This window comes from Elusimicrobiota bacterium, from assembly GCA_016788905.1.
In the GTDB taxonomy this organism is placed as follows: Bacteria; Elusimicrobiota; Elusimicrobia; order FEN-1173; family FEN-1173; genus JADKHR01.
Map to the genome: position 1 here is coordinate 51,411 of JAEURZ010000008.1, position 24,552 is coordinate 75,962.

Genomic DNA, 24,552 nt, shown 5'->3' on the forward strand with positions numbered 1-24,552 from the left:
GGTAAACTCGCACTCTCCGATGAAAAAGGTCTTAAACGAAGTTTATGATGTCGCGCGTTACCGCGGTGGGTCAGGTCATTGGTCTTACCTGCTTCACCGCGCCACAGGGGTGGGGGTCCTCCTCTTTTTAGCCATTCATATTGTGGACACCGCTTTGATTGGGTGGGGGCCAGAGCTCTTTGACCGGGTTATGGCGCTTTATCGCCATCCTTTTTTCAGAATCAGTGAAATATTCCTTTTTGCTTCCGTTCTTTATCACTCTCTTAACGGAGTTCGGGTGACCTTGGTGGACCTCTGGCCGGGGGCCACGCGGCACCATCGAAAGTTGACTCGAGTGACCTGGGGGCTGTTTTTTGCATTGATGGTTCCCGTGACCGTGATCATGATTTCCCATTGGATGGAGGCGGTTCGGCCATGAGTTCTCTCTCGGCGCAGGGGACACGTCCCGTTCCTTCGGGTGGGTTTGAGCGTTTCGCGTGGTTCTTTATGCGTATCAGTGGGGTGGTCCTTTTGTTTTTGGCTTTGGGGCACCTCACGATCATGCATCTCGTCAACAGCATTGATCATGTGAATTTTGCGTTTGTGGCAGCACGTTATGTCACTCCGTTCTGGCGAACCTATGACGGACTCCTACTGATTTTGGCGTTGCTCCACGGGTTCAATGGGCTCCGGGTTGTTTTTGATGATTATCTCAAAGGGTTCAAGCGGCTCATCGCGGTGGCCCTCTCCGGAGTCCTTTGTTTGGCGCTTCTTCTTCTCGGTCTCTATATTGTTTTTACCTTTCAATCTCCTTCCTCCCCGGCGGATATTCCCCATGAAACGAATACACACACATCGCTTTGACAACCTCATTGTAGGAGCCGGGGGGGCCGGCCTTTACGCGGCTCTTGCTTTATCCCAGCGTAACGCCGGGGTCGCGGTCTTATCTAAACTTTATCCCACACGTTCACACACCGGCGCGGCCCAGGGGGGCGTTTCCGCCGCTCTGGGGAACACGGAACCCGATAGCCCCGAATGGCATATGTTCGATACGGTGAAGGGCGGCGATTATTTGGTGGACCAGGACGCCGCGGAAATCCTTTGCCGGGATGCGATCGATACAGTAATCGAACTGGAACACTTAGGACTGCCCTTCAATCGCACCCCGGATGGTCGTATCGACCAACGATTTTTTGGGGGTCACACCAAAGACCATGGGAAAGGGCCTGTTAAAAGAGCTTGTTTTGCCGCTGACCGTACCGGGCACATGATCCTTCAAACCCTTTACCAGCAATGCGTCAAAAACGAGGTCACTTTTTTTGATGAGTTTCATGTGGTGGACCTCATTATCAGTGAAGGGCGGTGTGCCGGTGTTGTGGCCTACGAGATGCGAACCGGCGAACTGCATATTTTCCAGTCGAAAACAGTATTGTTCGCGACGGGCGGGTCCGGTCGTTTGTTTAAAATTACCTCCAATGCCCACGCTCTGACCGGTGACGGAATGGCGATTGCCTACCGCCGTGGGATTCCCCTGGAAGACATGGAATTCTTTCAGTTCCATCCCACAGGCATCTATAAAATGGGGATTCTTCTCTCAGAAGCGTGTCGAGGCGAAGGGGGAAAACTCCTCAACGGCAAGGGCGAGCGGTTCATGGAACGCTACGCGCCCACCATGTTGGATCTCGCTCCCCGCGACATGATTTCCCGCTTTATTCACCAGGAAGTTCGTGCCGGAAACGGTGTGGATGGAAAAGATTATGTTCATTTGGATCTCCGGCATTTGGGCAAGGAAAAGATCGAAGAAAAACTTCCTGACATTACGGATTTCGTTCGTACCTACATGGGGTTAGACCCCGTCAAGGATTTGATTCCTGTTCAACCCACCGCCCATTACGCCATGGGGGGGGTTCCCGCCAACGCGAATGGAGAAGTGGTTTTGGACGAAAAAAATACGGTCATGCCCGGTTTCTATGCCGCGGGCGAGGTGGCGTGTGTGTCTGTTCACGGGGCGAATCGTCTGGGAACGAATTCCTTGGTGGATATTTTGGTTTTTGGTCGCCGGTCCGGATTGGCCATGGCAAAATTTTCCGCTGAAAACGATTATGTTCCCCTCCTCGCTGACCCCGCCAAAGACATCCGTCAACGGATGGATACGTTGTTGACTCGGGCGGGCACAGAGTCCGCCGCCGATATCCGGTCGGAACTTCAGGCCGCCATGATGGACGATTGCGGGGTGTACCGGAACGAAGAGGGACTCAGGCGGGTTCAAGAAAAGATTGCCGCTCTCCGCGTTCGCTACGAGGGGGTGGGGGTTTCCGATAAAGGAAAAGAATTTAACACGGAACTTTTGGAAGCTTTGGAGTTGGAAAACTTATTGGATTTGGCGGTCAGCACCGTGGTCAGCGCTTTAGCGCGGAAAGAGTCTCGTGGGGCCCATGCCCGGGAGGATTATCCGAAGCGGGACGACAAAAATTTCCTTTCCCACACGCTGGCCTACCGAAAAGATGCGGGTGTTGAACTCAAATACAAGCCCGTCGTGATCACGAAATTTCAGCCACAGGAGCGGAAATACTAATGGACGTGACGGTAAAAATCCTTCGGTTTGATCCTGAAAAGGACACGGCCGCCCATTGGGAGTCCTACAGTGTCGATGTGCTCCCCACGGATCGGGTTTTGGACGCATTGAACGAAGTGAAATGGAAGCGGGATGGATCGTTTTCCTATCGGCGCTCTTGTGCCCATGGGATTTGTGGATCCGACGCCATGCGGATCAATGGAAAAAACCGCTTGGCGTGTAAAGTTTTGGTCCAGGATGTGGCCCCCGTGATCACCCTTGAACCCATGAAAGGGTTTCGGGTCATCAAAGACATGATCGTGGACATGGAACCTTTTTTCGCCAAATACAAATCATTAAAACCGTTTCTGGTGAACGATGAGCCGGTTACTGAGGGAGAACGGTTGCAAAGCCCCACGGCCCGGGCTCGTTACGATGATACGACGAAATGTATTCTTTGCGGGGCGTGTACAACCAGCTGCCCATCTTTTTGGGCGGACCCCACCTATGTGGGCCCCGCCGCCATTGTGAACGCCCATCGGTTTATTTTTGATGATCGAGACAGGGCGGGGGCGGAACGTTTAGCGCTCCTGAATGGGCGGGACGGGGTTTGGAAGTGCCGAACCGTTTTTAATTGCATGGAAGCGTGCCCTCGCGAAATTGATATCACCGGTGCCATTGCGGATGTGAAGCGCACTCTTCTTTATAAATCGGATCCCACATGACGGATCCGGATGAAAAGAAAGACGTCGTTGTCCTCGTGGTCGAAGACGACGAAGCGATTTCAGAATTTTTAAGTCTCACGCTGGAACAAGAAGGTTACGAAGTTTGCGTGGCCCCGGACGGGGAGAAAGGGTTGGAAATGATTCGGTCACGGAAGCCCGTGGCGGTGTTGTTGGATCTCATGCTGCCTGGCTTGGATGGCCTCTCCATTCTGAAATATATGCAAGAAGATCAGGCCACGGCGTCTATCCCCGTGGCTGTTGTCAGTGCCTATGCGGACGCGGGGGACACACGTCGAGTATTGGATTCGTCGCCCAACGTTAAGAAAGTATTTGTTAAACCCGTACTTACAGAAGATCTTCTGAAAAGCGTAAAGAAGATGATTGACGGGAAATGACCCGGCCCCCCTTCAGAAAACATTCCCCCCATTTCCTATTTTCAAGTATCTCCTCCTGGTTCGGAAGGCTGTTCGGGGGGCTTTGGGCCGTGGTGTTTGTCTACGGTGCGATTTGGGTCGACTTTCGTTCACGTGCCGAAGCGTCGTATCGGGATGGGGAACGATACCTTCAGTGGGCGCGAAATCCAGCGGAGAGGACGCGCCATCAGGAAGCCGAGTATTTGAAAGAAAGTGAACGGCTTTTTTCACTGCAGGAACGGGGAAAGCTGACGCCTGAGGATTTACGATTGGAGCAAGACGTTCTCCAATCGCGTTTTGATTTAATCGGGGCCGACTCGTCGGCAAAGCGAGCCTATTTTTCTTTTCGTGATGCTCATCGTTATTCTTCTCACCTTAAAATAGACGATGGTCTCAAGGCCCGACTCTTGGAGCCGGTGGCCAAGCATGTCTGGCGGGAAGAGGTGTTTCGTCAAGGACTTTCCGTTCCTGGTGAGATGTTTGATCCTGCCCCAGGAGAGACCGGAGATCGTCGCCTCGTTTTTTCAACACCCGACCCGAACGAAGCCGCCCTCCTATTTCATTTGCTTATGAAGAAAGGAGTTTTGGTTCGTGTCTTTGACGACAAACGCATTCGCGGTGCCGTGCGGGAGGGGTTCTGGCTCACCGTTCCCAGCGCGTCATTTTGGAAAGCTCACGAGACCTTAAGAGCTTTCCTGGCCCCAGATCTTCCTGTGGTTCTGGGTGAGGTTTCCTCGTCCCTATGAGGTTTTTCCTTCGTTCTAAAATCCATAACGCCACGGTCACAGACGCCAACGTGGACTACGTGGGGTCCCTCACGATCGATGCTGATTTGATGGAGAAGTCGGATATTCAAGAACACGAAAAGGTCTTGGTCGTAGACAACACCAACGGGGCTCGGCTGGAAACCTATGTCATAAAAGGCAATCGCGGCTCAGGGGATATCTGTGCCAATGGCGCCGCGAGCCACATGATTAAAAAGGGTCACCAAGTGATCATTATGACTTTTGCGATGGCTCTGCGGGCGCCGCGTTCGAAGATCGTTCTGGTGGATCGTGAGAACCGATTTGTCAAATACTTACACGAGAAACCCGGCGCTCCGGCCGGATGAAGCGCGCCCGCTTTCGGAGAAAATCTGCCCCCACTCGGGTTTTCGAAACCCTCTACCCCGTTTTGGGGCTTGTCCTTTTGGCTCCCGCTGTGGGCGTTTGGTTTGGTTTGATCCGCTTGGGAGTGGCGTTGCCTTATGAGGGGAAAATTGTTGTTCCCGTTTTGGCAGGAGTCGCCGCCTACCTCCTTCTCCATCTCGTTTTTCGTAAACCCATTACGGCTTACGTTTTCGGCCATGAACTGACCCATGCGATGGCGGCCCTTCTTTCGGGGTATAAAGTAAAGTCCATCTTCGTGTCGGGAAAGGGAGGGGAAGTCGAACTTTCAGGAAGCAACGCTTTTGTCGCTCTGGCACCCTACTGCGTTCCACTTTATACGTTGGTGGTCTTGTTGGCGTATGGGCTGGTTCGCCGTTACGCCCCACTCGAAACCCCTCCCCTTTGGGTCGGGTTTGGGATAGGACTTACGCTCACCTTTCATCTCGCTCTAACCGTCCACGCTTTGCGACAAGATCAACCGGACCTTCTCCACGCAGGGACTTTTTTTTCGTTAGTCACGATCCTCCTTTGTAATGGGTTGGCCTTGTTGGTGGTGTTGAAGGCCCTTTTCCCTTCACTCATTTCCTTCTCTGCTTTTGGTCACGCGTGGAGGGAGGAAACCCAAATCCTTCTGGATCGTGTTGGAACAAGTTTCGTTCGGTTGGGGCGATGGGTTTGGTTCTCCGTTCTGGAAACCCACTGACCCAATGAAAGGAAACAAGGCGAATCTTTTGGGAAGTCTCTCCCCTTTTCAGCAGGAAGGGTTGCGGAAACTTTTTCATCTTTTGAGCGCGGGGTATGCTGTCCTCTATGTTCAGGCGGGTCGAGAAAAAACCCTCTGGATATTGGGTGGGGCGGCGGTTATGGGAGCCCTCTTGGAAGCCCTTCGGCTACGTCTGTCAACGTTGAACCAGTGGTTGTTGGGTTGGTTCGGGGGCATTCACCGGGAAAAGGAAGTTCGTCAACCCTCCGGGATTTTTTGGACAATCACAGGTTGTTTCTGGACGGCCCTTTTGGTCCCGGAACCTGATATCGTTGTGGCGGCCATGCTCTATTTAACAGTGGGGGACGGTCTCGCTGGCTTTGTCGGACGCACATGGGGACGGATTCGGATGGGGGATAAAAGTGTGGAAGGAAGTTTGGCTTGTTTTCTGGGCGCCTGGGCGGTGGGGGCCCTTATTCTCACCCCAGCGGTTGGTCGGCCGGAAGTCCTTTTCGGGGCACTACTCGTGACTCTCATCGAAGCTTTTTCACCGCCGCCCAACGACAATTTAACCTTGCCCCTCTTTTCCGGGCTCGCCCTTCATTTCTTTCGAGGATGGTCATGATAAAAACGGCGGGTCTCATGAAAAAATTTGGAGATGTCTTGGCGGTCGATCGTCTGGACCTGGATATCCCACCAGGTGAAATTTTTGGTTTTCTCGGGCCGAACGGTGCGGGGAAAACAACCACCGTGAAATTGATGACCGGGTTGTTGCGTCCCACGGCGGGGCGGGCGTGGGTGGGCGGTTTCGATGTTCAATTGAATCCGCGTCAAGCCAAGAAAGTGATGGGGCTCGTTCCGGATCAGCCTTACGTTTATCCCCACCTCACGGGGAACGAATTTCTCCGGTTCATTGGAGACATCTACGAAGTGGATCTTTCATACCAAAAAAAGAAAATTCCCGAGTTGTTGGAAATGTTTGAGTTGGGGGAGATGGGGTCGGAACTGGTGGAAACCTACTCGCACGGAATGAAGCAAAAACTTGTTCTCGCGGGGATCCTTCTTCATCAACCGAAAGTCTTGTTTTTAGACGAGCCCATGGTGGGATTAGACCCCAAAAGCGCTCGATTGGTCAAGGATGTGTTCAAAAGATTGTCAGAGAACGGGGTGACGCTTTTTATGTGTACCCATGTTCTTGAGATCGCTGAACGACTTTGCCATCGGGTGGGGATTGTTCAGCGCGGGTGTCTCACCCGTGTGGGGACGGTGGCCGAGCTTCGTGGCCAGTCGACTGAGGGCGGGTCTTTGGAGGACATTTTCCTGGCGCTCACGGGTGGGGATCACTATCGGGACCTCTTGAAATACCTTAACGAATGAGGTGGCTCCTTCGCGTTCAGTTCCTTAAGTTCAAGAACTGGATCACTCATGGGTCTGCGGGGGATCGGGTCAAGGCGGCGGGGTTCCTCTTTTTAGGGTTACTTTTTGTTTCAGGTCTCTACTGGGGATTTTTTCGGTTTTTGACTGTTCTTCAAAACGTGGAGCTGGTGGGCGATCTTCTTTTGATGAAGGTCTTGGCGATGGCGTTCATGACGAGTTTTTTGATGATTATTTTCTCCAGTACCATCGCCAGTTTCTCCACGCTTTTTTTTGCCCGTGACCTTTCAATGTTGGTTCATACCCCGTTGCCTTACCGAACCCTGTTTGCTTTTAAATCCATAGAAACGACCATTTTTTCTTCTTGGATCATGGTCATGGCGCTCTTCCCCTTTCTCGCGGCTTTCGGTCGCGTGATGGGGCAGGGGGCAGCGTTTTTCCTTTTGTTGTCGGGTCTTATTGTCCCTTTCGCGTGGATTGCGAGCGCTCTGGGGATTGGGCTCTCGTTACTGCTCATGCTCGTTTTTCCCGCTCGCCGTGTCAGAGAAGTCATGTTGGTGGTGGCCGTGCTGATCGGCACCGGTCTTTTCCTTTGGGTCCGATGGTTGGCCCCCGCCCAGTTCCTTCGGGCGGACACTCTGGATTTTGTTATTCAATACATTTCTCTCTTAAAGGCGCCCACCGCGCCCTATTTGCCTTCCTACTGGTTCGCTCAGTCCCTGGGTGGGTTTGCCATGGGCCAGAAAGAGGTGGCTCTCCAATCCGGTTCTCTGTTGGTAGGGACCGCCCTGTTGGTTTGGTTCGGATTACTCTTTTTTGGGGAGAAGGCTTACTATGGGGGGTGGGCTGCCGCTCAGGAGTCCAGCCGGCGTGGACGGCCCCAATCTTTGGGAGGGGAATGGCGATGGATTCCTCCTCTCTTCGGTGTTCGGTTTCAGGCGACGCTTGGAAAAGATCTTGCTGTTTTTCGAAGAGACTCCAATCAGTGGTCACAGCTTCTCATGTTGGCGTCCATCATTGCCATCTATCTGATCAGTATTCGAAAACTTCCCTTGGACTCACGCTACTTGCGGGCGTTGATTTCGTTCCTGAATATTGGAATGGTGGGGTTTGTTCTGGCCTCTGTGGCGCTTCGGTTTGTTTTCCCCGCCATAAGCTTGGAGGGGAAAAGTTGGTGGGCGCTGCGGGCCGCCCCCTTAAGTCTTTGGGAAATCCTGTGGGGGAAGTTCCTGGGCGGGTTCATCCCTATTGGGGTCATGGGGGTGCTCCTCGTTTGGATTTCGAATTCGTTCTTGGGCGTGGACCCTTTTGTTGTTCACCTCTCGAATGTGACCGTTTTAGTTATGGCGCTGACTCTTTCCGCCATGGGTGTCGGGTTCGGGGCGATGTTTCCTCGGTTTGGAATGGAGAACGTGGCCCAAATTCAAACATCTCCCGGGGGGATCCTGTTCATGGTCACGGCGCTCTTTTACGTGGGGGTCACCCTGGCCCTCGAGGCCATTTTGATGAAGAGGCACTATTTCTCTGGGCGATCCGTCTGGGGGTCGACGGAGGCCTTCTATGTCCTCGGGACATTGTTCCTTATCAATCTGGCTGGGTTCTTCCTCCCCTTGTTTTTCGGAAAAGCAAACCTCGATCACGCTGACCTTTAAACGAATGTGTGCACAAACCTTATATATCTTGTTAGGTTATCTATTGACAAAATTTAATTTTCATGATAGTCTCTAATAACGAAGAGGGGACTATGGACCAGGAAGTGATCATTCGAAGGACGCGTCGGACCCCCCTCTACAGTATTGGGGTGGCTTCCCGCCTATGCGGGATTTCTATTCACACCCTGCGCTGGGTGGAGCGGGCAGGGCTGGTTGCACCCAGTCGAACGGAGGGGAACCAGCGGCTTTTTTGTGATGAGGATATGGACCTTCTGGTTGAAGTTCGGAATCTTTTAGCTCAGCGGGTGAATCTTTCTGGGATCCGAATTATTTTACGAATGCAAGCAGGTGATGGAAAAAAAGAAAAAGGGCGGGAATAGGGCCTCTTTTTTTTGTGATTATATTAGCAGTCAATGTTAGAGAGCGCTAGGATAAAAAGGAGGTATTAATGTCGTACATTGCGAGTTGGGTGGATCCATTCCTGAGAGACGTTTCGGAAAGGCGTTTGGCGGGGGAGTCCGCTTCAAGGCCAGAAACGAAGGTGTTACCCGTCACCGATGTTTTAGAACGTCCCGAGGCTTGGGTGTTATTGTCGGACATGCCTGGGGTGGAGCCTGCCGGAGTGGAGGTTTCGGTAAATGAAGGGGTGTTGCATCTGACCGGTCGCCGATCAACAAGCGCGGAAGCAGGAGCCGGTATTGTTGAGGCGGAACGCACCAAAGGGGCCTTCCACAGGTCTTTCAAATTGGACCTGACCAAAGTTGATGTGGCCGCCATATCCGCCACGATTAAGAACGGCGTGCTCCGGGTGTGTGTTCCGAAGAGCGGGCCAGCGCGTGTTCATCGAATTCAGGTTAAATCCGAATAAAAAAGGAGGCGGTTGCCATGACGGACAAAGAAATGGTCCCCTCGGGGGACAAACGGGAAACGGGTTCAATGGGTGTGTGGACTCCCTTCGGATCGTTTTCCCGGGAAATGGATCGGTTGTTTGATGATGTCGGACGGGGGTGGGGAATCGCGCCCTTCCGGTTATTCGAGCCGCGAACATCAGCGGATCGAATTCCCCGGCTGGATATCGCGGAAACAGAAAAGGAGATCCGAGTGACGGCGGAACTTCCAGGGATGGACGAGAAGGATGTTGATGTGTCTTTGGAAGGAGATCTCCTCACCTTGAAGGGTGAAAAGAAAGCGGAAGCGGAAGAAAAAGGAAAAAACTTCCATCATATGGAGCGCTCTTACGGGTCGTTCCTTCGCACCGTGAGGCTTCCAATGGAAGTGGATCCCACGAAGGTCACCGCGGGGTTTAAAAAAGGTGTGCTCACCGTGACATTGACCAAAAGTCCGGCGGCTCAAAACCGGACCCGTAAAATAGAGGTCAAAGCGGAATAAGAAAACGTTGTCCCAATGAAAAAATGACGTATTCAAAAGGGGGCCTGCGGGCCCCCTTTTGATATAATCAAGTTCTCGTGCCCCTACAATCGAAAGTAACCTCTATCCTAAACGACATCCAAAAACGTGGAGATTCCGCGATCCAAGCAGCACTCCTGCGTTTTGATGGTGTGGATATTAAGCCCTCTGGTTGGAAGGTTCCTCTTGCACGGGCAAAGACAGCACTGAAAAATCTCGCTAGGGAAAAACGCCAGACCTTGGAGGTGTGTGCCAAAAGGATAAGGCTCTTTCATGAGGCGGAGCGCCGTCATTCGCCACGCTCCTGGCGGGAACGGGTGGCGGGGACTGTTTTGGGGCAGGAGGTTCGGCCGGTGGAATCTGTCGGTGCCTATGTGCCGGGCGGGCGTTTTGCCTACCCCTCCACGGTTCTGATGACATGTATTCCCGCGCGTGTGGCGGGGGTGGGCCGTGTGGTCGTTTGCACGCCGCCGAAACACTTGACGGAGGAAGTCTTGGCCGCCTCCGTGTTGGCCGGAGTTGATGAGCTCTATCAAATCGGTGGCGTGGCCGCGGTGGGGGCGATGGCTTTTGGTACGAAAACAGTTCCCGGGGTGGATTTAATCGTTGGCCCTGGTGGGGCCTGGGTGACGGAGGCCAAACGACAAGTTTTTGGAAAAGTGGGTATCGACATGCTGGCGGGCCCCAGTGAGATTGTTATTCTCGCTGATCGATCCGTTCCGGCCGAATGGCTGGCCGCGGACATGATGGCCCAAGCGGAGCATGACCCACTGGCCCGGGCCACATTGATTTCGTTAAACGCCGAGGTCCTCTCGCGAGTCCGGCGGGGGATCGCGCCTCTTTACCGAAAACAATGCCGTTTTTTTCAGGCGCGATCCTGGGCCATGGCTATGGAAGAGGCCAATCGTTTAGCGCCGGAACATTTTTCGTTAGCGGTGTCCTCTCCCTCTTTAATGCTTTCAATGGTTCGGAACGCGGGCGCAGTGTTTGTTGGGCCGTACTCTCCTGTGGCGGCGGGAGATTATTGGGCGGGGCCGTCCCATGTTCTTCCCACAGGGCGGTCCGCGCGTTTTTCATCAGGTCTGTCCCTTCAATCCTTTTTGAAACGCACGAGCGTTATAGAGATCCCTCCACGCGTCCTGGGGCAGGTGTCCCCGTTGATTGCGGGGTTTGCGGAGGCCGAAGGGCTGCGTTGCCACGCGGCGTCCGTGCGGGGTCGGGAGAAACCATGAAAAAGCGAGCGGCTGAACGAAATCGAATCACTTCGGAGACCAAGGTGAAGGTGACCTTGGGACTGGATGGTCCCGGGAAATATCACGTTCAAACAACGATCCCCTTTCTTGACCACATGCTGGAACTCTTTGCCAAGCACGGGAACTTTGCTCTGACGGTTGACGCCCGGGGCGATACGCACATTGACGATCACCATCTGGTGGAAGACATTGGACTGGCTCTGGGCGAAGTCTTGGGGGAAGCTCTCGGCGAAAAACGTGGCATCACCCGTTACGGGCAGGCCCTGAAAATCGGGACGGACGGTCGTGGCCTTGGGCGGGCCCTCACGCCCATGGACGAAACGGTTTCTTACGTCGCGCTCGATCTTTCCGGGCGGCCGGCTTTTGATTTTAAAGTTAAATTCAGGGTGCAAAATAAGGCCCCCTTTTGTTTTGAACTGTTGGAAGATTTTTTCCAGGCTTTGGCCATGACGGCCAAGATGAATCTGCACATCAAATTGCTCCAGGGGCGAAATAATCATCACATCGCGGAATCCCTTTTTAAAGGGTTTGGACGAGCGTTGGCCCAAGCGGTGACAATCGATCCGCGGCGGGTGGCCTCTGTCCCTTCGACAAAAGGAATCCTTTGAAATGAAAGGGCCCGTAGGTGTTCTTGACTACGGGATGGGGAACCTGCGTTCCGTTGAAAAAGCGCTGATTCATTCGGGGGCCAAAGCGTTCGTCTCCGATGATCCCCACGCTTTGAGCCAGGCCGCTCTTTTGGTGGTCCCTGGGGTCGGGGCATTCGACGCGGCGATGACGGTCTTACGCAAAAAAAAATTGGATCGTTTTATCCAGGATTGGGTGAACAAGGACCGTCCTTATCTTGGAATTTGTCTTGGGCTTCAACTGCTTTTTGAATCGAGCGAAGAGGCTCCCGGCAAAAAAGGACTGGGGGTGTTGAAAGGAAAGGTGGTGAAGTTTCGTTTGGCCGATCGCCGATTGAAAGTCCCCCATATGGGGTGGAACGAAGTCCATCCCAAAAAAAATGCGGCGGGGTGTTGGAAAAAAGTCCTGACCCGAAAGGACTACTTTTATTTTGTTCATTCGTATCTGGCCCGTCCAACGGATCCTGCTTTGGTTTGGACAAACACACCCTACGCGGGTGAATTTTGTTCGGCCGTGGCTCGAGGGAATCTTTTGGCCACGCAGTTTCATCCGGAAAAAAGCGGCCCCACAGGCCTTCGTTTCTTGAGAGAAGTCTTAAAGAGTGTTTCTTTAAACCCGAGGTGACCTATGCTCGTTATTCCCGCCATTGATATTAAAGCCGGATCCGTCGTTCGTTTGGTTCACGGAGACCCGAAACAGCAGACGACGTACTCTTCCGATCCTGTGGAAGTCGCCAAGCAGTGGGTGGCCCAAGGGGCGCAACGCCTTCATGTGGTGGACCTGGACGGTGCTTTCAGCGGTCAAGCCGCCAACCTGGATCTTTTATTTCGAATTAAAGACGCGGTCAATGTGGTGGTTCAGTTCGGGGGTGGACTTCGGGATCCAGAATCGGTGCGAAAAGTTTTAGAAAAGGGGGTGGGCCGGGCGATTGTGGGGACCGCAATTCTTAAATTCCCTCAGTGGATCAAATCGGCGATTGCCGAGTTCCCCGGTCGATTGATGGCCTCCCTCGATGCGGTGAACGGTGAAGTCATGATCGAAGGCTGGCAGGCGGATTCGGGGCATAGTTTGGCCGACGCCATCAAGACCATTGATCAGTTGGGGTTTCGGGAACTCGTTTACACGGACATCAAGCAGGACGGGACCTTGAAAGGCCCCAACTTGAAATCGATTGAAGACGTTTTGGGCATGACCCATATGGGCGTTTATGCTTCGGGGGGTATTTCTGGGCTAGCGGACATCCAGGCGTTAAAGAATTTAGAAGCCAAGGGTCTCCGAGGTTGTATTTTGGGGAAGGCACTTTACGCGGGCAAAGTTACCTTGCCCGAGGCTCTCGCCGCCGCGCGTTAGATGGGGAAAAAGATTCGTTCCTCCTCCCCGCGAAAAAAAATCCCGAGTATCGTTTTCGGGAATTCGGGGCTCACGCGCCGAATCATTCCCTGCCTGGACGTCAACGCGGGGCGGGTGGTTAAAGGTACGAAGTTTGTTCACTTGAGGGACGCGGGCGATCCCGTGGCGGTGGCTGAGCGCTACAATCGGGAGGGGGCTGACGAAGTGGTGTTTCTCGACATCACGGCGTCTTCCGACCAGCGGCCGATCCTTTTGGATGTGGTGCGGCGAACGGCGGAAACGGTATTCATCCCGTTAACAGTGGGCGGGGGGGTTCGCCGGTTGGAAGACATTCGCCTTCTTTTGAACGCCGGGGCAGACAAAGTTTCGATTAACACGGCCGGTGTTCTACGCCCCGGTTTTTTTGGAGAAGCGTCCAAGCGGTTCGGCGCCCAATGTGTTGTGGCGGCGATAGACGCCAAGCGGCATGGAAAAGGGTGGGAAGTTTTTATCCATGGGGGGCGTACGCCAACGGGTCGTGACCTGGTGGCTTGGGCTCGGGAAGTGGAACGGCGCGGAGCGGGAGAACTATTGTTGACGAGCATGGACGCGGATGGGACGAAGGCCGGGTATGATGTGGCAATGTTGGCGGCGGTATCGAAAGCGGTGAGAATTCCGGTCATTGCTTCGGGCGGGGCTGGGAAGGTCGATCATTTTTTTGACGCGTTTCAGGCGGGGGCCGACGCGGCTTTGGCCGCCTCGCTGTTTCACTTTAAAGAATTAGAAATTCATCATCTGAAACACGGTTTGCGCCGTCGTGGCGTACCCATACGAATGGAAAGGAGGGCATCATGAATATCCCCGACTGGATGAACGAGGTTAAATACGATGACAGGGGATTGGTCCCTGCGGTGGTTCAGGACGATAAAGATGGAACGGTGTTGATGGTGGCGTACATGAACCGGGAATCTCTGTTGGAATCCTTAGATCGCCGTCGGGGTGTTTTCTTTAGTCGGTCCCGCAACAAGTTATGGCGAAAAGGGGAGGAGAGCGGTAACCATCAAGAGATCCGATCCATCGCGTTGGACTGTGACAAAGATTGTGTTCTTATTCGGGTTCATCAGGTGGGCGGAGCGGCTTGTCACACGGGGCGGAAATCTTGTTTTTTCCATCAAGTGACGTCCGAAAACCTTTTGGAAACCACCGGTGAAATTCTATTCGATCCTGCGAAGGTCTATAAGAAATAACCCATGGCGCGGGTCTTCTTTTTGGTCGCGTTGGGGTTAGGCGGGGCGTTTTTTCTGCGGACATTTGCTTTTGAGCGGATCGAAATTGTTTCGGGTTCCATGGAGCCCGCCCTGCCTGTAGGGGCCCGTGTGATGGTAAACAAGCTGGCTTACGTCTTCCACCCTCCTGAACGGGGGGATATTGTGACCTTTCTATCGCCGAAAGGGGAAAAAGGTTTGGTGAAACGCGTTGTGGCGGTGGGGGGAGACAATGTTCGTGTGGTCAAAAAAAAAGTTGTTTTAAATGGAAAGCCGCTTGAAGAACCTTACGTGAAACACACTCGCCCGAACGAGCTTTTAAAGGGAGACGATTTCAATATGGGGAAGGTCCCTTCAGGGTTTGTGGTGGTCATGGGGGATAATCGGGACGAATCCGGTGACAGTCGGGATTGGAAAGGGACGGTCACAGGTCTCCCCACTCCTTTCGTTTCCCAAAAAGCCATTGAAGGGAAACTGATGGTTAACCCATGATCTATCCATCACTTACCGAATTTAAGTCGTTGGCAAGAAAACATTCTCTGGTCCCTGTTTGGGTGGAATGTCCCGGGGATGAAGTGACACCCTTGGCCCTTTTTCATGCGCTCTACGCCCAAAGTCCCCAATGTTTTCTCTTGGAAAGCGTGGAAGGGGGGGAACATTTGGGGCGGTATTCCTTTGCGGCTTTTGAGCCCAGCGTTGTCCTGCGCTCGAAAACGGTGACTTCCCCTATTCCCACTCCCCAAGGGGTTGGACCTCTGGAAGCGTTGCGGGTTGCGCTGGCCCATCGACGGGCGCCAGAAGTTCGGGGGCTTCCCCGGTTTTATGGCGGGGCTGTGGGATTTACCAGCTACGATATCCTTCGTCATTTTGAGCGATTGCCTTCCCGAACCAAAGATGTTTTGGGTGTTCCGGATTTCGTTTTCATGTTAACGGGGGACATGTTTATCTTTGATCATGTGGCCCATACCATCCGTCTGGTGCGCACGGTGGCGATCCCGCGAGGGGCTTCCGCCGAAAAAATACATCGGAGAGCCGGCCGCGAATTGGTGGAAAAGCTTTCCCGTCTCCGTCCCACGCCGGCCCCCTTGACGCCCCTGGCCAGGGCCGAACGGAAGCCCTTGGCTTATTCTTTGGAAGATCGGCGTCGTTTCGAAAGCGGTGTGCGATTGGCAAAAAAATACATCAACGCGGGGGATATTATTCAGGTGGTTCCCTCGCGCCGGGTGACGCGACAGGTGAAAGCTCACCCTTTAGAAATATACCGAGCTCTTAGACGGGTGAACCCCTCCCCCTATATGTACTTCTTTCGGGACGGGGAGACCCATGTCATTGGTTCAAGCCCTGAAATGCTTGTGCGGTTGGACGATGGTGTTGCGGAAACCCGCCCCATTGCCGGAACCCGACCTCGGGGAACCACGCCAGAAGCCGACGACCGGCTGGCCCAACAGCTTTTGGCGGATCCCAAAGAGCGGGCGGAACATCTGATGCTGGTGGATTTAGCCCGAAACGATTTGGGGCGAGTGTCCCGCAACGGGTCGGTCCGTGTTTCGGATTTCATGGGGATAGAGCGTTACAGTCATGTGATGCACATCGTTTCCAAAGTCACGAGTCGCCTTCTCCCCCACCACGACGCCTTTGATTTATTTCGGGCGGTATTTCCCGCGGGGACGCTTTCGGGGGCGCCCAAAATTAGGGCAACGGAAATCATTGAAGAACTTGAATCCACACGGAGAGGTCTCTATGGGGGAGCCGTGGGCTATTTTTCGTACACGGGGAATATGGACATGGCCATCGCCATACGAACCATCTTGATGCAAAAAAACAGGGTGCACCTGCAGGCCGGCGCGGGCATCGTGGCCGATTCCGTTCCTGTGAAAGAGTTTGATGAAACACAAAGTAAAATGGCGGCACTCGTCGCCGCCCTTCGCTTGGCGGGAGAAAAAATTTGATTTTGGTCATTGATAACTACGATTCTTTTACCTATAACTTGGTTCAATATCTTGGGGAACTGGGAGAAAAGGTTCTTGTGGTCCGGAACGATGAAATTTCCGCCGCAGACGTGGGGCGACTGAACCCCACGCACCTTTTGGTTTCTCCGGGGCCGTGTACGCCAAAACAGGCAGGGATATCGGTGGGTGTTATTCGGCTTTACGCGGGGAAATTGCCTGTTTTTGGGGTTTGTCTCGGCCATCAATCTCTGGGGGTCGCTTTCGGCGGAAAAATTGTTCGGGCCAAAAAATTAATGCACGGAAAAACATCCCAGATTTCTCATGATGGGAAGGGGTTGTTCAAGGGGTTGAAAAACCCCTTTACCGCAACCCGATACCATTCCCTGGTCATTGAAAAGAAGACCTGCCCAAAAGAGTTGATCGTTACAGCGACCAGTGAAGACGGGGAGATTATGGGGGTTCGGCATCGACGTCTCCCCGCTTTGGAAGGGGTGCAATTTCACCCGGAAAGCGTTTTGACGGTGGGAGGAATGGATTTGCTGCGTAACTTTCTTCGGATGAGAGTGAAATGATTCAAGGAGCCTTGTCAAAACTGGTGGAGAACCAGAACCTGACTTTTGAGGAGGTCCGGGAATCCGTATCCGAAATATTGACAGGGGGCGCGACGCCCAGCCAAGTCGCCGGTTTTTTAGTGGCGCTGCGAATGAAGGGGGAGACCGTTTCTGAAATTGCCGGGGCGGCGGAAGCCATGCGGGGAGCCGGGACCCGCATCACCCTTTCTCCTGGATCTGTGGTGGTGGATACCTGCGGAACAGGTGGAGACAAACGAGGGACCTTTAATATTTCAACCGGCGCGGCGTTTGTGGTGGCGGGCGCTGGGTTTACAGTGGCCAAACACGGGAACCGTTCCGTCTCGTCTTCCTGTGGAAGCGCCGATGTTTTGGAGGCTTTAGGTGTTAAAATCGATCCGCCGGTTTCTGTGGTGGAGCGGTGTCTTAAGGAGATTGGGATCGGGTTCCTGTTCGCCCCATCGTTTCACCCAGCCATGAAACACGCCATGCCTGTTCGCCGGGAGTTGGGGATTCGAACGGTTTTTAATTTGGTGGGACCTCTCACGAATCCCGCGGGGGCGAATGCCCAAGTGATTGGGGTTTATTCCGAAGCGATGGTGGAGGTTGTGGCCCGGGTTTTGGTCCGCCTGGGCACGCGCCATTCCCTTGTGGTTCATGGGGCCGGTCATGATGAAATTACGTTGTTCGGAAAAACGAGTGTCATGGAAATCGTGAATGGACGTCTTCGTAAAAAAACGCTAACTCCCGCTGATTTCGGATTTCGACGTCATCGTCCTTCTGATTTGTGCGGGGGGAACAAAAAGGACAATGCGGAGATCCTTCGGCAGGTCTTAACGGGGCACCCAGGGGCTCCCCGGGACGCGGTGGTGGCCAACGCATCCGCCGCCCTTTTGGTGGCGTGCCGTGCGGCGGGGCGTTCCGAAGTAAAAACCTTACGGCAGGCACGTCTTGTGGCGGAACGATCCATCGATTGCGGTGCGGCCAAAGAAAAGTTGGATCAACTCGTTTCGCTCAGCCGATCGGACGCTCCGTGAATCGCGTTCTTGAAAAAATAGTTTATGAGACACGGATGGACTTAGCCCAAAGGCGAATTTCCATCCCATTAAGTAAAATGGAAAAAATGGCCAGTCGATCGCCTAAAACCCGATCGTTTTCCGCCGCTTTGAAAACGGCGGGCGTAAGTCTCATTGCCGAATTGAAGGCCAAAAGCCCATCGGCGGGAGTGATTCGAAAAAACTTTGATGTAACGGTTGGGGCGAAGACCTACGCCCGGGCGGGTGCCCGGGCCCTTTCCATCCTCACTGAACCGCGATTTTTCGGAGGGAAACTCGAGCATCTTCGTCTTGCGCGAAAGGCCACGGGGGTGCCCCTTCTTAGAAAAGATTTTATTGTGGATCCTTATCAGGTGGTTGAATCGCGGGTCTATGGGGCCGACGCCATTCTCCTCATCGTCCGGCTTTTAACCGATTGGGAATTGGTGGTTTTGTCTGGATTGGCCCGAGATTTTGGAATGGATGCGTTGGTGGAGACCCATAACGCCAACGACATGACCCGAGCGAAAATGATGGGCGCTCTATTAATCGGAATCAACAGCCGTAACCTGGACACGTTGGCGATGGACCCCAAAACCTTTGAACGTCTCATGCCCCTGGTCCCGGAGGGAAGTGTTTGTGTGGCGGAAAGCGGTTTGAAGGCACCGGCCGATGTCCGCCGGATCGCTGGGCTCGGAATGGACGCCATGTTGGTGGGGGAATCTCTCTTAAAACAAAAAGATCTTGAATCCGCGGCCCGAACATTGGTGGCCGCTGGAAAGGATGATTATGTCAACTAAAGTGAAAATCTGTGGTATAACCAACGAGGAAGACGCCACCTGGGCGGTAAATATAGGCGCCCATTTCATTGGCTTGAATTTTCATAAAGAAAGTCCGCGGAAAGTGTCCCCAGATCTCGCGGCTCGCATCGCTTCAAAAGTTCCGTCGTTTGTCCCGACCGTTGGCGTTTTTGTTGAACAAAGTGCGGCGGACATTATCAAGATCGCCAAAAAAGTCGGGCTGGCCGGTATTCAGCTACACGGAAACCAAACGGTGGAGGAGTGTGAGGCCATCACCAATGAGCTGGAAGTTTTTTTAATCAAAGCTGTTCGCGCGGCCAATGAATCCGACCTCGACACTCTCTCGTCCTATAAGCACATCGTTCACTACGTTCTTCTGGACGCACGCGTGGAAGGCCAAATGGGCGGAACAGGACAAACGTTTCCTTGGGACTTAGCCACAAGAGCCAAGGTCTTTGGAAAACCTCTTTTTATCGCGGGAGGGCTCAACGCCGAAAATGTGGCCGAAGCCATAGAAGCCACCCAGCCGTTCGCTGTCGACGTTGCCAGCGGAGTCGAAAAATCCCCCAAACGAAAGGATTTCGAGAAAATGAAGCGATTTTTAGAAACCGTGAAATATGCCTAACTCAAGGGACGCTCTTCTACGAGTCGCTGGGTTGAACGATTTTTTCTGCCCGGATGATGGGGTTCGATATGGGTAAGTGGCCAGACCGGCGGGGCTATTTTGGGGCGTATGGGGGGAGGTGGGTCCCGGAAACGTTGGTCGGTCCCTTGGTCGAGTTGGAGGCGGCGTTTCGGGCGGCTCGTCGGGACCCGTCGTTTCGGGAGGAACTGGTGGACCTTTTGGGGTCTTTTGCGGGCCGACCCACTCCGCTGATGTTTGCTCGAAATCTCACGATGCGATTGGGTGGGGCTCGGATCTTTTTGAAGCGGGAAGATCTTTGTCATACGGGGGCTCACAAAGTCAACAACACGTTGGGGCAATGTTTACTGGCCAAGCGGTTGGGTAAAAAACGTGTCATTGCTGAGACAGGGGCTGGTCAGCATGGGGTGGGGACAGCCACGGCCTGTGCTCTTTTGGGGCTTTCCTGTGAAGTGTATATGGGGGCTGAGGATATGGAACGGCAGGCCCTGAACGTGTTTCGCATGCGGAGCATGGGAGCGAAAGTGATCCCTGTGACGTCTGGATCGCGAACTCTCAAGGACGCCATCAATGAAGCGATGCGGGATTGGGTGACCAACGTCCGCACGACTTTCTACTGTATTGGGTCGGTGGTGGGGCCACACCCCTATCCTTGGATGGTGCGGGAATTTCAAAGCGTGATCGGTCGGGAAGTGAAACGTCAAATTCGGGAATTTCAAACGGATCGTCCGGACGCCCTCGTGGCCTGCGTGGGAGGGGGATCAAACGCCATCGGCCTTTTCGCTCCTTTTTACGACACGCCCACCGTTCAGTTTTTTGGTGTTGAGGCCGGCGGCGAGGGAATTCGGTCAGGACGTCATTCGGCGACCCTCTGCACGGGAAGCCCCGGTGTCTTGCACGGCGCGCGGACCTATGTGATGCAAGATCAGCACGGTCAGGTGTTGGGGACCCATTCCATCTCCGCTGGGCTGGATTATCCCGCCGTGGGACCTGAACACGCTTTTTACAAGGATTCCGGGCGTGCCACTTACGTATCGGTCACCGATCGGGAAGCGTTGGCGGGTTTTCGCCTTTTAAACGAAACGGAAGGGCTCTCCGCTGCGCTGGAATCGTCTCACGCGTTAGGGCTTCTTCCTCGACTTGTTCGCCGGATGAAAAAATCCCAGACGGTTGTCCTTGGGCTTTCCGGAAGGGGCGATAAAGATATGGGGCAATTGACGAAAATGTTAGATCTTAAATGAGGTTTTCCTGTTTCGGGGAGAGGTTAATTCTTAATAGGATGGATTCCTGTGAATAGAATCGACAAACTTTTTTCGGATTTAAAAATCCGCAAAAAAAAGGCGCTCATCGCGTATGTGACCGGTGGGTATCCCACGCTTTCGATCATGGACCGAGCGGTGCGGGATCTTGTGCGATCCGGTGTGGATTTGGTGGAAGTGGGGATTCCTTTTTCCGATCCCATCGCCGACGGCCCCACCCTTCAGTTCTCTTCTCAAAAAGCCCTGGAAGCGGGGGTGACCCCCGTCACTGTTTTGGATTGGGTGAAGGTGTTCCGGAAGACTCATGAGACCCCTGTTGTTCTGATGACGTATATGAACCCTCTTCAACGGATGGGGCTTGATGTTTTCGCGCGTCGTGCTCGGGCGGCGGGCGTGGATGGAATTATTGTTCCTGATCTTATTATAGAGGAGGGGGGCGCGCTTGAAAAAGCCTTGACGCGTGTGGGGATTCACTTGATTTACCTCGTTGCTCCGACCACTCCCCCGAAACGCCGAGCCGCCATCGCCCGTCGGTCTCGGGGGTTCCTTTACGCTGTTTCTTTAACGGGGGTCACCGGCGTGCGCCGTGCTCTTCCAAAATCATTGGGGTCGTTCTTGGCGGACGTTCGGCGAAAGTCGCCTCTCCCCGTGGCCGTGGGTTTTGGAATTTCGGACCCGAGGCAGGCCCGGACGGCAGCGCTTCACGCCGATGGAGTTATCGTGGGGTCCGCTTTTGTGAATCGGCTAAAAAATCGGGAGTCGTTAGCTCCTTTTGCGCGCTCGTTACGTCACTCATTGGATTCTGTCACAAGGAGATCTTGATTATGGCCATCGATGAACCCGGACAAAAAAAACGTGTGCCCCATGGGCTCTGGACCAAATGCCCTAAGTGCGAACAAATCATTTACAACAAGGAGCTCGAAAAAAATCTCAAGGTCTGTCCCAAATGCCAATACAACTTGCGCGCCAGCGCGCGGGAACGCATCGATCAAATTTTCGATCAGGGGACCTTTGTGGAATTTGCGGGAAATTTGACAGCGGCGGATCCATTGGGGTTTCGTGACTCAACGTCTTACGTGGACCGCGTCAAAGAGAGCCGAAAGAAAACAGGTGAGAAGGAAGCGATTGTTGCCGGTGTCGGAAAAATCGAAGGCCAGGCCGTTTCCTCGGCAATTTTGGATTTCGGGTTTATGGGGGGGAGTATGGGGAGTGTGGTGGGGGAAAAAGTGACCCTGGCCATCGAACGGGGGCTCGCGGATGAAATTCCCGTTTTGGTTGTTTCTTCCTCGGGGGGGGCGCGCATGCAGGAAGGAATCCTTTCCCTTTTTCAAATGGCCAAAACGAGTGTGGCCTTGGGCCGACTGGAAAAAGAACGACTGCCCTTCGTTTCTCTGGTGACGGACCCCACCACCGGTGGGGTAACGGCTAGTTTTGCCATGTTGGGTGATGTGATTGTGGCGGAACCCAAAGCCCTGATCGCGTTTGCGGGGCCCCGGGTGATCGAACAAACCATTCGACAGACGCTTCCTCAGGGATTTCAACAGTCTGAATTCCTTTTAAAACACGGGATGGTGGATATGGTGGTGGACCGCCCGCAAATGAAGAAGCGGCTCGCGAACCTTTTCGCTTTTTTTATGGCCGCACGAAAATTCTCGGTCTAGTCGGTGCCCTTTTCACGCGCAACCCGCAATCGAGCGGGTGCTCGCGCTCCTTCTCCCCGCTTTTCAAAGGAGATCCGTCCCGGGCTTAACCGCGTCATCCGGGCTTTGGATTTGTTGGGACATCCGGAGGAATCCTTTGCGTCCCTTCTTGTGGCGGGGACCAACGGGAAAGGGTCGGTGTGCGCGATGGTGGCCTCCTCTCTTCGGGAGGCAGGCTACCGAACCGGTCTTTACACTTCGCCTCATTTGATTCACCCCCGGGAGCGCGTTTGTGTGAATGGAACACCCGTTTCTTCCCATGACTGGACTTGGGCCGCGTCCCGCGTGGCGGAGGTTTCTCGAAAAAACAAATTGGCGTTAACGGAATTTGAAGCGCAAACTTTGGTGGGGTTTTTGGTTTTTGAACGTGCGGGGGTGGATCTCGCTGTTCTCGAAGTGGGGCTGGGCGGTCGGTTGGACGCGGTCAACGCGGTGGCGGCCCCTGAGCTTTGCGTGATCACGTCCATTGGTCTTGATCATACGGAATGGCTTGGACCAACGGTTCGGCATGTTTATTTGGAAAAGAGAGGAATCGCTCGGAGGGGAACGCCTCTCTTACAGGATCTTCCGTCCTCTCTTCACCGGGAATCGCAACGGTTTGCGGCGGTGTCCGGAGTGCCCTCCTGGACGTTGGGGCGCCATGTTTTATTTAAGGTGTTAAGTGAAAACACGAAACCATTGGGGCAAACCATTCGGGTTCAACTGGAAGGAGGGAGTTGGGGTGAGGTGACTGTCCCCTTTTGGGGAATGCATCAGGCACGAAACGGGGCGCTGGCTTTTGCGGCTCTTGAGCTCTTGGATCGTCAGGGTTGGCGGTTGGGAAAACGAGCCATACAGGAAGGGATCGCGCGGGCCCAATGGCCCGGGCGGTTTGATGTGGTTCGGACTTGTCCTCCGGTGGTCTTAGATGGGGCCCATAACCCCGCCGCTGTTCGCGAATTGGTCAACGCGTGGAAATCCTCCCCCTGGGGGCAACAGCGAGCCACCCTGATTTTTTCCTGCTTGAAAGACAAAGATGTTAAGTCTATGGCCAAAGCGCTTTCTTCCATCGTCCGTCGTGTGATCGTGACTCCCCTGGTGTCCGACCGCGCTCGGCCTTTGGAGGACCTGGTGCGGGTGTGGAAAAACTTTTGTCCGACGGAATCGGCCACGAGTTTTCGAGAAGCCTGGCGGAAGGTTTCTCCGGATTCAGGATCTCCTGTCCTTGTGACGGGATCCCTCTATTTGGTTGGGGAAGCCCTTAAGAAATTAGGGAGAAAAAAATGAGACGGGGTGTTCGGTTGGGTGTGGACTTGGGTGGCACTCAGGTCAAAATGGCTTTGGTCAATGAGAGGGGTCGCGTTTTAGACCGGACGGAAGTTTTGACCACCCGCGAGCCGTGGGGGTTGGTGAAGTCCCTTCGGTCGGCCGCGGCCCCGTGGTTTTCCAGCGCCCTTTTGGGAACGGGGGTCGGGGTGGCGGGCGATGTGGATCCGGCCCGTGGCGTTGTCCGTGTTTCCCCCAATTTAGGATGGAAAAAGGTGAGATTGGCGGCCCTTTTCCGGCGGGCGGGATTTCCCGGTCCCATTCGCATGGACAACGATGCCACGGCAGCGGCGTGGGGCGCGACTCATTTGGAGTTTCGAGGCCGTGCGAAGAATCTTGTCATCCTTACGCTAGGGACCGGTGTGGGAGGGGGGCTGGTTTTCGATGGGCGTCTTTATCATGGGACGACAGGCACAGCGGGCGAAGTGGGGCACCTTTGTGTGGAGGAAGGAGGGGATCCCTGCTCTTGCGGGAATCTGGGTTGTCTGGAAGCCTATCTGGGTGGGGCTTCGCTTGTTCGGCGCGCTCTATTGGCCTACAAAAGAAGGGGACGCGTTGTTGATCCCCTGAATCCAAAAATTCTTGCGGGTCTGGCACGGAAAGGCGATCCAGTGGCTCGGAAGGTTTGGGACCGGGCGGCTAACGCTCTTGGGGCCGCGCTTTCAAACATCGTAAACCTGCTTAACCCGGACACGATCTTATTGACGGGGGGTGTTTCCCGAGGAGCGGCTCTCTTTTTGCCCAAAGCGCTGCGGATCATGAAACAGCGTTCTTTCCTTACACCTGCCCAAGCTGTTCGCGTGGTGGTTTCTGAGCGGAGCTCTGACCTCGGAGTGGCCGGGGCGGCGCTCTTAGTGGAATGAT

31 protein-coding genes are annotated in these 24,552 nt (G+C 54.1%); all 31 read left to right on the forward strand.

Annotated elements, in window-relative coordinates; translation table 11 throughout:
• Positions 1–19 precede the first annotated feature (19 nt).
• Complete coding sequence (gene sdhC / locus JNK54_04900) at positions 20–418, forward strand: succinate dehydrogenase, cytochrome b556 subunit (GenBank protein ID MBL8023603.1); 399 nt, start codon at positions 20–22, stop codon at positions 416–418.
• Positions 415–843 (forward strand): succinate dehydrogenase, encoded by a 429-nt coding sequence (locus JNK54_04905; GenBank protein ID MBL8023604.1) that lies wholly within the window; start codon positions 415–417, stop codon positions 841–843. The genes sdhC and JNK54_04905 overlap by 4 nt, the downstream gene beginning before the upstream one ends.
• Entirely contained in the window at positions 815–2,554 is a 1,740-nt protein-coding gene (locus JNK54_04910; protein MBL8023605.1) for a succinate dehydrogenase flavoprotein subunit, read from the forward strand. Before JNK54_04905 ends, JNK54_04910 begins: the two co-directional genes overlap by 29 nt.
• Positions 2,554–3,258: a succinate dehydrogenase iron-sulfur subunit gene (locus JNK54_04915; GenBank protein MBL8023606.1), complete on the forward strand. Its 705-nt coding sequence runs from the start codon at positions 2,554–2,556 to the stop codon at positions 3,256–3,258. Before JNK54_04910 ends, JNK54_04915 begins: the two co-directional genes overlap by 1 nt.
• A complete protein-coding gene (locus JNK54_04920) occupies positions 3,255–3,653 on the forward strand; it encodes a response regulator (protein MBL8023607.1) in 399 nt (132 codons plus the stop codon). The genes JNK54_04915 and JNK54_04920 overlap by 4 nt, the downstream gene beginning before the upstream one ends.
• Positions 3,654–3,742: 89 nt before the next feature.
• Positions 3,743–4,417, forward strand: a complete 675-nt coding sequence (locus JNK54_04925) for a hypothetical protein (GenBank protein ID MBL8023608.1) — start codon at positions 3,743–3,745, stop codon at positions 4,415–4,417.
• On the forward strand, positions 4,414–4,782 hold the full coding sequence (locus tag JNK54_04930; protein ID MBL8023609.1) for an aspartate 1-decarboxylase: 369 nt from the start codon (positions 4,414–4,416) through the stop codon (positions 4,780–4,782). Before JNK54_04925 ends, JNK54_04930 begins: the two co-directional genes overlap by 4 nt.
• On the forward strand, positions 4,779–5,522 hold the full coding sequence (locus JNK54_04935; protein ID MBL8023610.1) for a M50 family metallopeptidase: 744 nt from the start codon (positions 4,779–4,781) through the stop codon (positions 5,520–5,522). Before JNK54_04930 ends, JNK54_04935 begins: the two co-directional genes overlap by 4 nt.
• 4 nt (positions 5,523–5,526) lie before the next feature.
• Positions 5,527–6,147 carry a hypothetical protein gene (locus tag JNK54_04940; GenBank protein MBL8023611.1) on the forward strand — a complete coding sequence of 207 codons (621 nt, stop codon included), beginning with the start codon at positions 5,527–5,529 and terminating at the stop codon, positions 6,145–6,147.
• A complete protein-coding gene (locus tag JNK54_04945) occupies positions 6,138–6,899 on the forward strand; it encodes an ABC transporter ATP-binding protein (protein ID MBL8023612.1) in 762 nt (253 codons plus the stop codon). The genes JNK54_04940 and JNK54_04945 overlap by 10 nt, the downstream gene beginning before the upstream one ends.
• The gene (locus JNK54_04950; protein ID MBL8023613.1) at positions 6,896–8,548 is read left to right on the forward strand and encodes a hypothetical protein; all 1,653 of its coding nucleotides are present in this window, start codon (positions 6,896–6,898) and stop codon (positions 8,546–8,548) included. Before JNK54_04945 ends, JNK54_04950 begins: the two co-directional genes overlap by 4 nt.
• Positions 8,549–8,640: 92 nt before the next feature.
• On the forward strand, positions 8,641–8,928 hold the full coding sequence (locus tag JNK54_04955; protein MBL8023614.1) for a MerR family transcriptional regulator: 288 nt from the start codon (positions 8,641–8,643) through the stop codon (positions 8,926–8,928).
• A gap of 68 nt (positions 8,929–8,996) precedes the next feature.
• The gene (locus JNK54_04960) at positions 8,997–9,416 is read left to right on the forward strand and encodes an Hsp20/alpha crystallin family protein (GenBank protein MBL8023615.1); all 420 of its coding nucleotides are present in this window, start codon (positions 8,997–8,999) and stop codon (positions 9,414–9,416) included.
• 17 nt (positions 9,417–9,433) lie between these two features.
• On the forward strand, positions 9,434–9,937 hold the full coding sequence (locus JNK54_04965; GenBank protein ID MBL8023616.1) for an Hsp20/alpha crystallin family protein: 504 nt from the start codon (positions 9,434–9,436) through the stop codon (positions 9,935–9,937).
• Positions 9,938–10,014: 77 nt separating this feature from the next.
• The gene (gene hisD / locus JNK54_04970) at positions 10,015–11,187 is read left to right on the forward strand and encodes a histidinol dehydrogenase (protein MBL8023617.1); all 1,173 of its coding nucleotides are present in this window, start codon (positions 10,015–10,017) and stop codon (positions 11,185–11,187) included.
• Entirely contained in the window at positions 11,184–11,816 is a 633-nt protein-coding gene (hisB, locus tag JNK54_04975; protein MBL8023618.1) for an imidazoleglycerol-phosphate dehydratase HisB, read from the forward strand. Before hisD ends, hisB begins: the two co-directional genes overlap by 4 nt.
• 1 nt (position 11,817) lies before the next feature.
• Positions 11,818–12,459, forward strand: a complete 642-nt coding sequence (hisH, locus tag JNK54_04980) for an imidazole glycerol phosphate synthase subunit HisH (protein ID MBL8023619.1) — start codon at positions 11,818–11,820, stop codon at positions 12,457–12,459.
• A gap of 3 nt (positions 12,460–12,462) precedes the next feature.
• Positions 12,463–13,185 carry a 1-(5-phosphoribosyl)-5-[(5-phosphoribosylamino)methylideneamino]imidazole-4-carboxamide isomerase gene (gene hisA / locus JNK54_04985; GenBank protein MBL8023620.1) on the forward strand — a complete coding sequence of 241 codons (723 nt, stop codon included), beginning with the start codon at positions 12,463–12,465 and terminating at the stop codon, positions 13,183–13,185.
• Positions 13,186–14,019, forward strand: coding sequence for an imidazole glycerol phosphate synthase subunit HisF (gene hisF, locus JNK54_04990; GenBank protein ID MBL8023621.1), 834 nt, complete (start codon positions 13,186–13,188; stop codon positions 14,017–14,019).
• A 14-nt stretch (positions 14,020–14,033) separates the two neighbouring features.
• Entirely contained in the window at positions 14,034–14,411 is a 378-nt protein-coding gene (hisI, locus tag JNK54_04995) for a phosphoribosyl-AMP cyclohydrolase (protein ID MBL8023622.1), read from the forward strand.
• Between the two features lie 3 nt (positions 14,412–14,414).
• Entirely contained in the window at positions 14,415–14,921 is a 507-nt protein-coding gene (gene lepB / locus JNK54_05000; protein ID MBL8023623.1) for a signal peptidase I, read from the forward strand.
• On the forward strand, positions 14,918–16,378 hold the full coding sequence (gene trpE, locus JNK54_05005; GenBank protein MBL8023624.1) for an anthranilate synthase component I: 1,461 nt from the start codon (positions 14,918–14,920) through the stop codon (positions 16,376–16,378). The genes lepB and trpE overlap by 4 nt, the downstream gene beginning before the upstream one ends.
• Entirely contained in the window at positions 16,375–16,950 is a 576-nt protein-coding gene (locus tag JNK54_05010) for an aminodeoxychorismate/anthranilate synthase component II (GenBank protein ID MBL8023625.1), read from the forward strand. The genes trpE and JNK54_05010 overlap by 4 nt, the downstream gene beginning before the upstream one ends.
• A complete protein-coding gene (gene trpD, locus JNK54_05015) occupies positions 16,947–17,984 on the forward strand; it encodes an anthranilate phosphoribosyltransferase (protein ID MBL8023626.1) in 1,038 nt (345 codons plus the stop codon). Before JNK54_05010 ends, trpD begins: the two co-directional genes overlap by 4 nt.
• Complete coding sequence (gene trpC, locus JNK54_05020) at positions 17,981–18,781, forward strand: indole-3-glycerol phosphate synthase TrpC (GenBank protein MBL8023627.1); 801 nt, start codon at positions 17,981–17,983, stop codon at positions 18,779–18,781. The genes trpD and trpC overlap by 4 nt, the downstream gene beginning before the upstream one ends.
• Positions 18,771–19,406, forward strand: coding sequence for a phosphoribosylanthranilate isomerase (locus JNK54_05025; GenBank protein MBL8023628.1), 636 nt, complete (start codon positions 18,771–18,773; stop codon positions 19,404–19,406). The genes trpC and JNK54_05025 overlap by 11 nt, the downstream gene beginning before the upstream one ends.
• Positions 19,407–19,474: 68 nt before the next feature.
• A complete protein-coding gene (gene trpB, locus JNK54_05030; protein ID MBL8023629.1) occupies positions 19,475–20,665 on the forward strand; it encodes a tryptophan synthase subunit beta in 1,191 nt (396 codons plus the stop codon).
• A 42-nt stretch (positions 20,666–20,707) separates the two neighbouring features.
• A complete protein-coding gene (locus JNK54_05035) occupies positions 20,708–21,505 on the forward strand; it encodes a tryptophan synthase subunit alpha (GenBank protein MBL8023630.1) in 798 nt (265 codons plus the stop codon).
• A 2-nt stretch (positions 21,506–21,507) separates the two neighbouring features.
• A complete protein-coding gene (locus tag JNK54_05040) occupies positions 21,508–22,344 on the forward strand; it encodes an acetyl-CoA carboxylase carboxyltransferase subunit beta (protein ID MBL8023631.1) in 837 nt (278 codons plus the stop codon).
• 3 nt (positions 22,345–22,347) lie between these two features.
• Entirely contained in the window at positions 22,348–23,649 is a 1,302-nt protein-coding gene (locus tag JNK54_05045; protein ID MBL8023632.1) for a bifunctional folylpolyglutamate synthase/dihydrofolate synthase, read from the forward strand.
• On the forward strand, positions 23,646–24,551 hold the full coding sequence (locus JNK54_05050) for an ROK family protein (protein ID MBL8023633.1): 906 nt from the start codon (positions 23,646–23,648) through the stop codon (positions 24,549–24,551). Before JNK54_05045 ends, JNK54_05050 begins: the two co-directional genes overlap by 4 nt.
• The last annotated feature ends 1 nt before the right edge of the window (position 24,552 follow it).

Excerpts from the sequence above, each read along its gene's own strand:
- JNK54_04905 (MBL8023604.1), top strand. The coding sequence starts at position 415 with ATGAGTTCTCTCTCGGCGCAGGGGACACGTCCCGTTCCTTCGGGTGGG.
- JNK54_05040 (MBL8023631.1), top strand. The coding sequence starts at position 21,508 with ATGGCCATCGATGAACCCGGACAAAAAAAACGTGTGCCCCATGGGCTC.
- JNK54_04910 (MBL8023605.1), top strand. The coding sequence starts at position 815 with ATGAAACGAATACACACACATCGCTTTGACAACCTCATTGTAGGAGCC.
- hisH (MBL8023619.1), top strand. The coding sequence starts at position 11,818 with ATGAAAGGGCCCGTAGGTGTTCTTGACTACGGGATGGGGAACCTGCGT.
- JNK54_04920 (MBL8023607.1), top strand. The coding sequence starts at position 3,255 with ATGACGGATCCGGATGAAAAGAAAGACGTCGTTGTCCTCGTGGTCGAA.
- JNK54_04945 (MBL8023612.1), top strand. The coding sequence starts at position 6,138 with ATGGTCATGATAAAAACGGCGGGTCTCATGAAAAAATTTGGAGATGTC.
- trpD (MBL8023626.1), top strand. The coding sequence starts at position 16,947 with ATGATTCAAGGAGCCTTGTCAAAACTGGTGGAGAACCAGAACCTGACT.
- JNK54_05025 (MBL8023628.1), top strand. The coding sequence starts at position 18,771 with ATGTCAACTAAAGTGAAAATCTGTGGTATAACCAACGAGGAAGACGCC.
- lepB (MBL8023623.1), top strand. The coding sequence starts at position 14,415 with ATGGCGCGGGTCTTCTTTTTGGTCGCGTTGGGGTTAGGCGGGGCGTTT.
- JNK54_04940 (MBL8023611.1), top strand. The coding sequence starts at position 5,527 with ATGAAAGGAAACAAGGCGAATCTTTTGGGAAGTCTCTCCCCTTTTCAG.
- JNK54_04960 (MBL8023615.1), top strand. The coding sequence starts at position 8,997 with ATGTCGTACATTGCGAGTTGGGTGGATCCATTCCTGAGAGACGTTTCG.
- JNK54_05050 (MBL8023633.1), top strand. The coding sequence starts at position 23,646 with ATGAGACGGGGTGTTCGGTTGGGTGTGGACTTGGGTGGCACTCAGGTC.
- JNK54_04955 (MBL8023614.1), top strand. The coding sequence starts at position 8,641 with ATGGACCAGGAAGTGATCATTCGAAGGACGCGTCGGACCCCCCTCTAC.
- hisB (MBL8023618.1), top strand. The coding sequence starts at position 11,184 with ATGAAAAAGCGAGCGGCTGAACGAAATCGAATCACTTCGGAGACCAAG.
- JNK54_04965 (MBL8023616.1), top strand. The coding sequence starts at position 9,434 with ATGACGGACAAAGAAATGGTCCCCTCGGGGGACAAACGGGAAACGGGT.
- sdhC (MBL8023603.1), top strand. The coding sequence starts at position 20 with ATGAAAAAGGTCTTAAACGAAGTTTATGATGTCGCGCGTTACCGCGGT.
- trpE (MBL8023624.1), top strand. The coding sequence starts at position 14,918 with ATGATCTATCCATCACTTACCGAATTTAAGTCGTTGGCAAGAAAACAT.
- JNK54_04915 (MBL8023606.1), top strand. The coding sequence starts at position 2,554 with ATGGACGTGACGGTAAAAATCCTTCGGTTTGATCCTGAAAAGGACACG.
- hisI (MBL8023622.1), top strand. The coding sequence starts at position 14,034 with ATGAACGAGGTTAAATACGATGACAGGGGATTGGTCCCTGCGGTGGTT.
- hisA (MBL8023620.1), top strand. The coding sequence starts at position 12,463 with ATGCTCGTTATTCCCGCCATTGATATTAAAGCCGGATCCGTCGTTCGT.
- hisF (MBL8023621.1), top strand. The coding sequence starts at position 13,186 with ATGGGGAAAAAGATTCGTTCCTCCTCCCCGCGAAAAAAAATCCCGAGT.
- JNK54_04950 (MBL8023613.1), top strand. The coding sequence starts at position 6,896 with ATGAGGTGGCTCCTTCGCGTTCAGTTCCTTAAGTTCAAGAACTGGATC.
- JNK54_04935 (MBL8023610.1), top strand. The coding sequence starts at position 4,779 with ATGAAGCGCGCCCGCTTTCGGAGAAAATCTGCCCCCACTCGGGTTTTC.
- JNK54_04930 (MBL8023609.1), top strand. The coding sequence starts at position 4,414 with ATGAGGTTTTTCCTTCGTTCTAAAATCCATAACGCCACGGTCACAGAC.
- trpB (MBL8023629.1), top strand. The coding sequence starts at position 19,475 with ATGGGTAAGTGGCCAGACCGGCGGGGCTATTTTGGGGCGTATGGGGGG.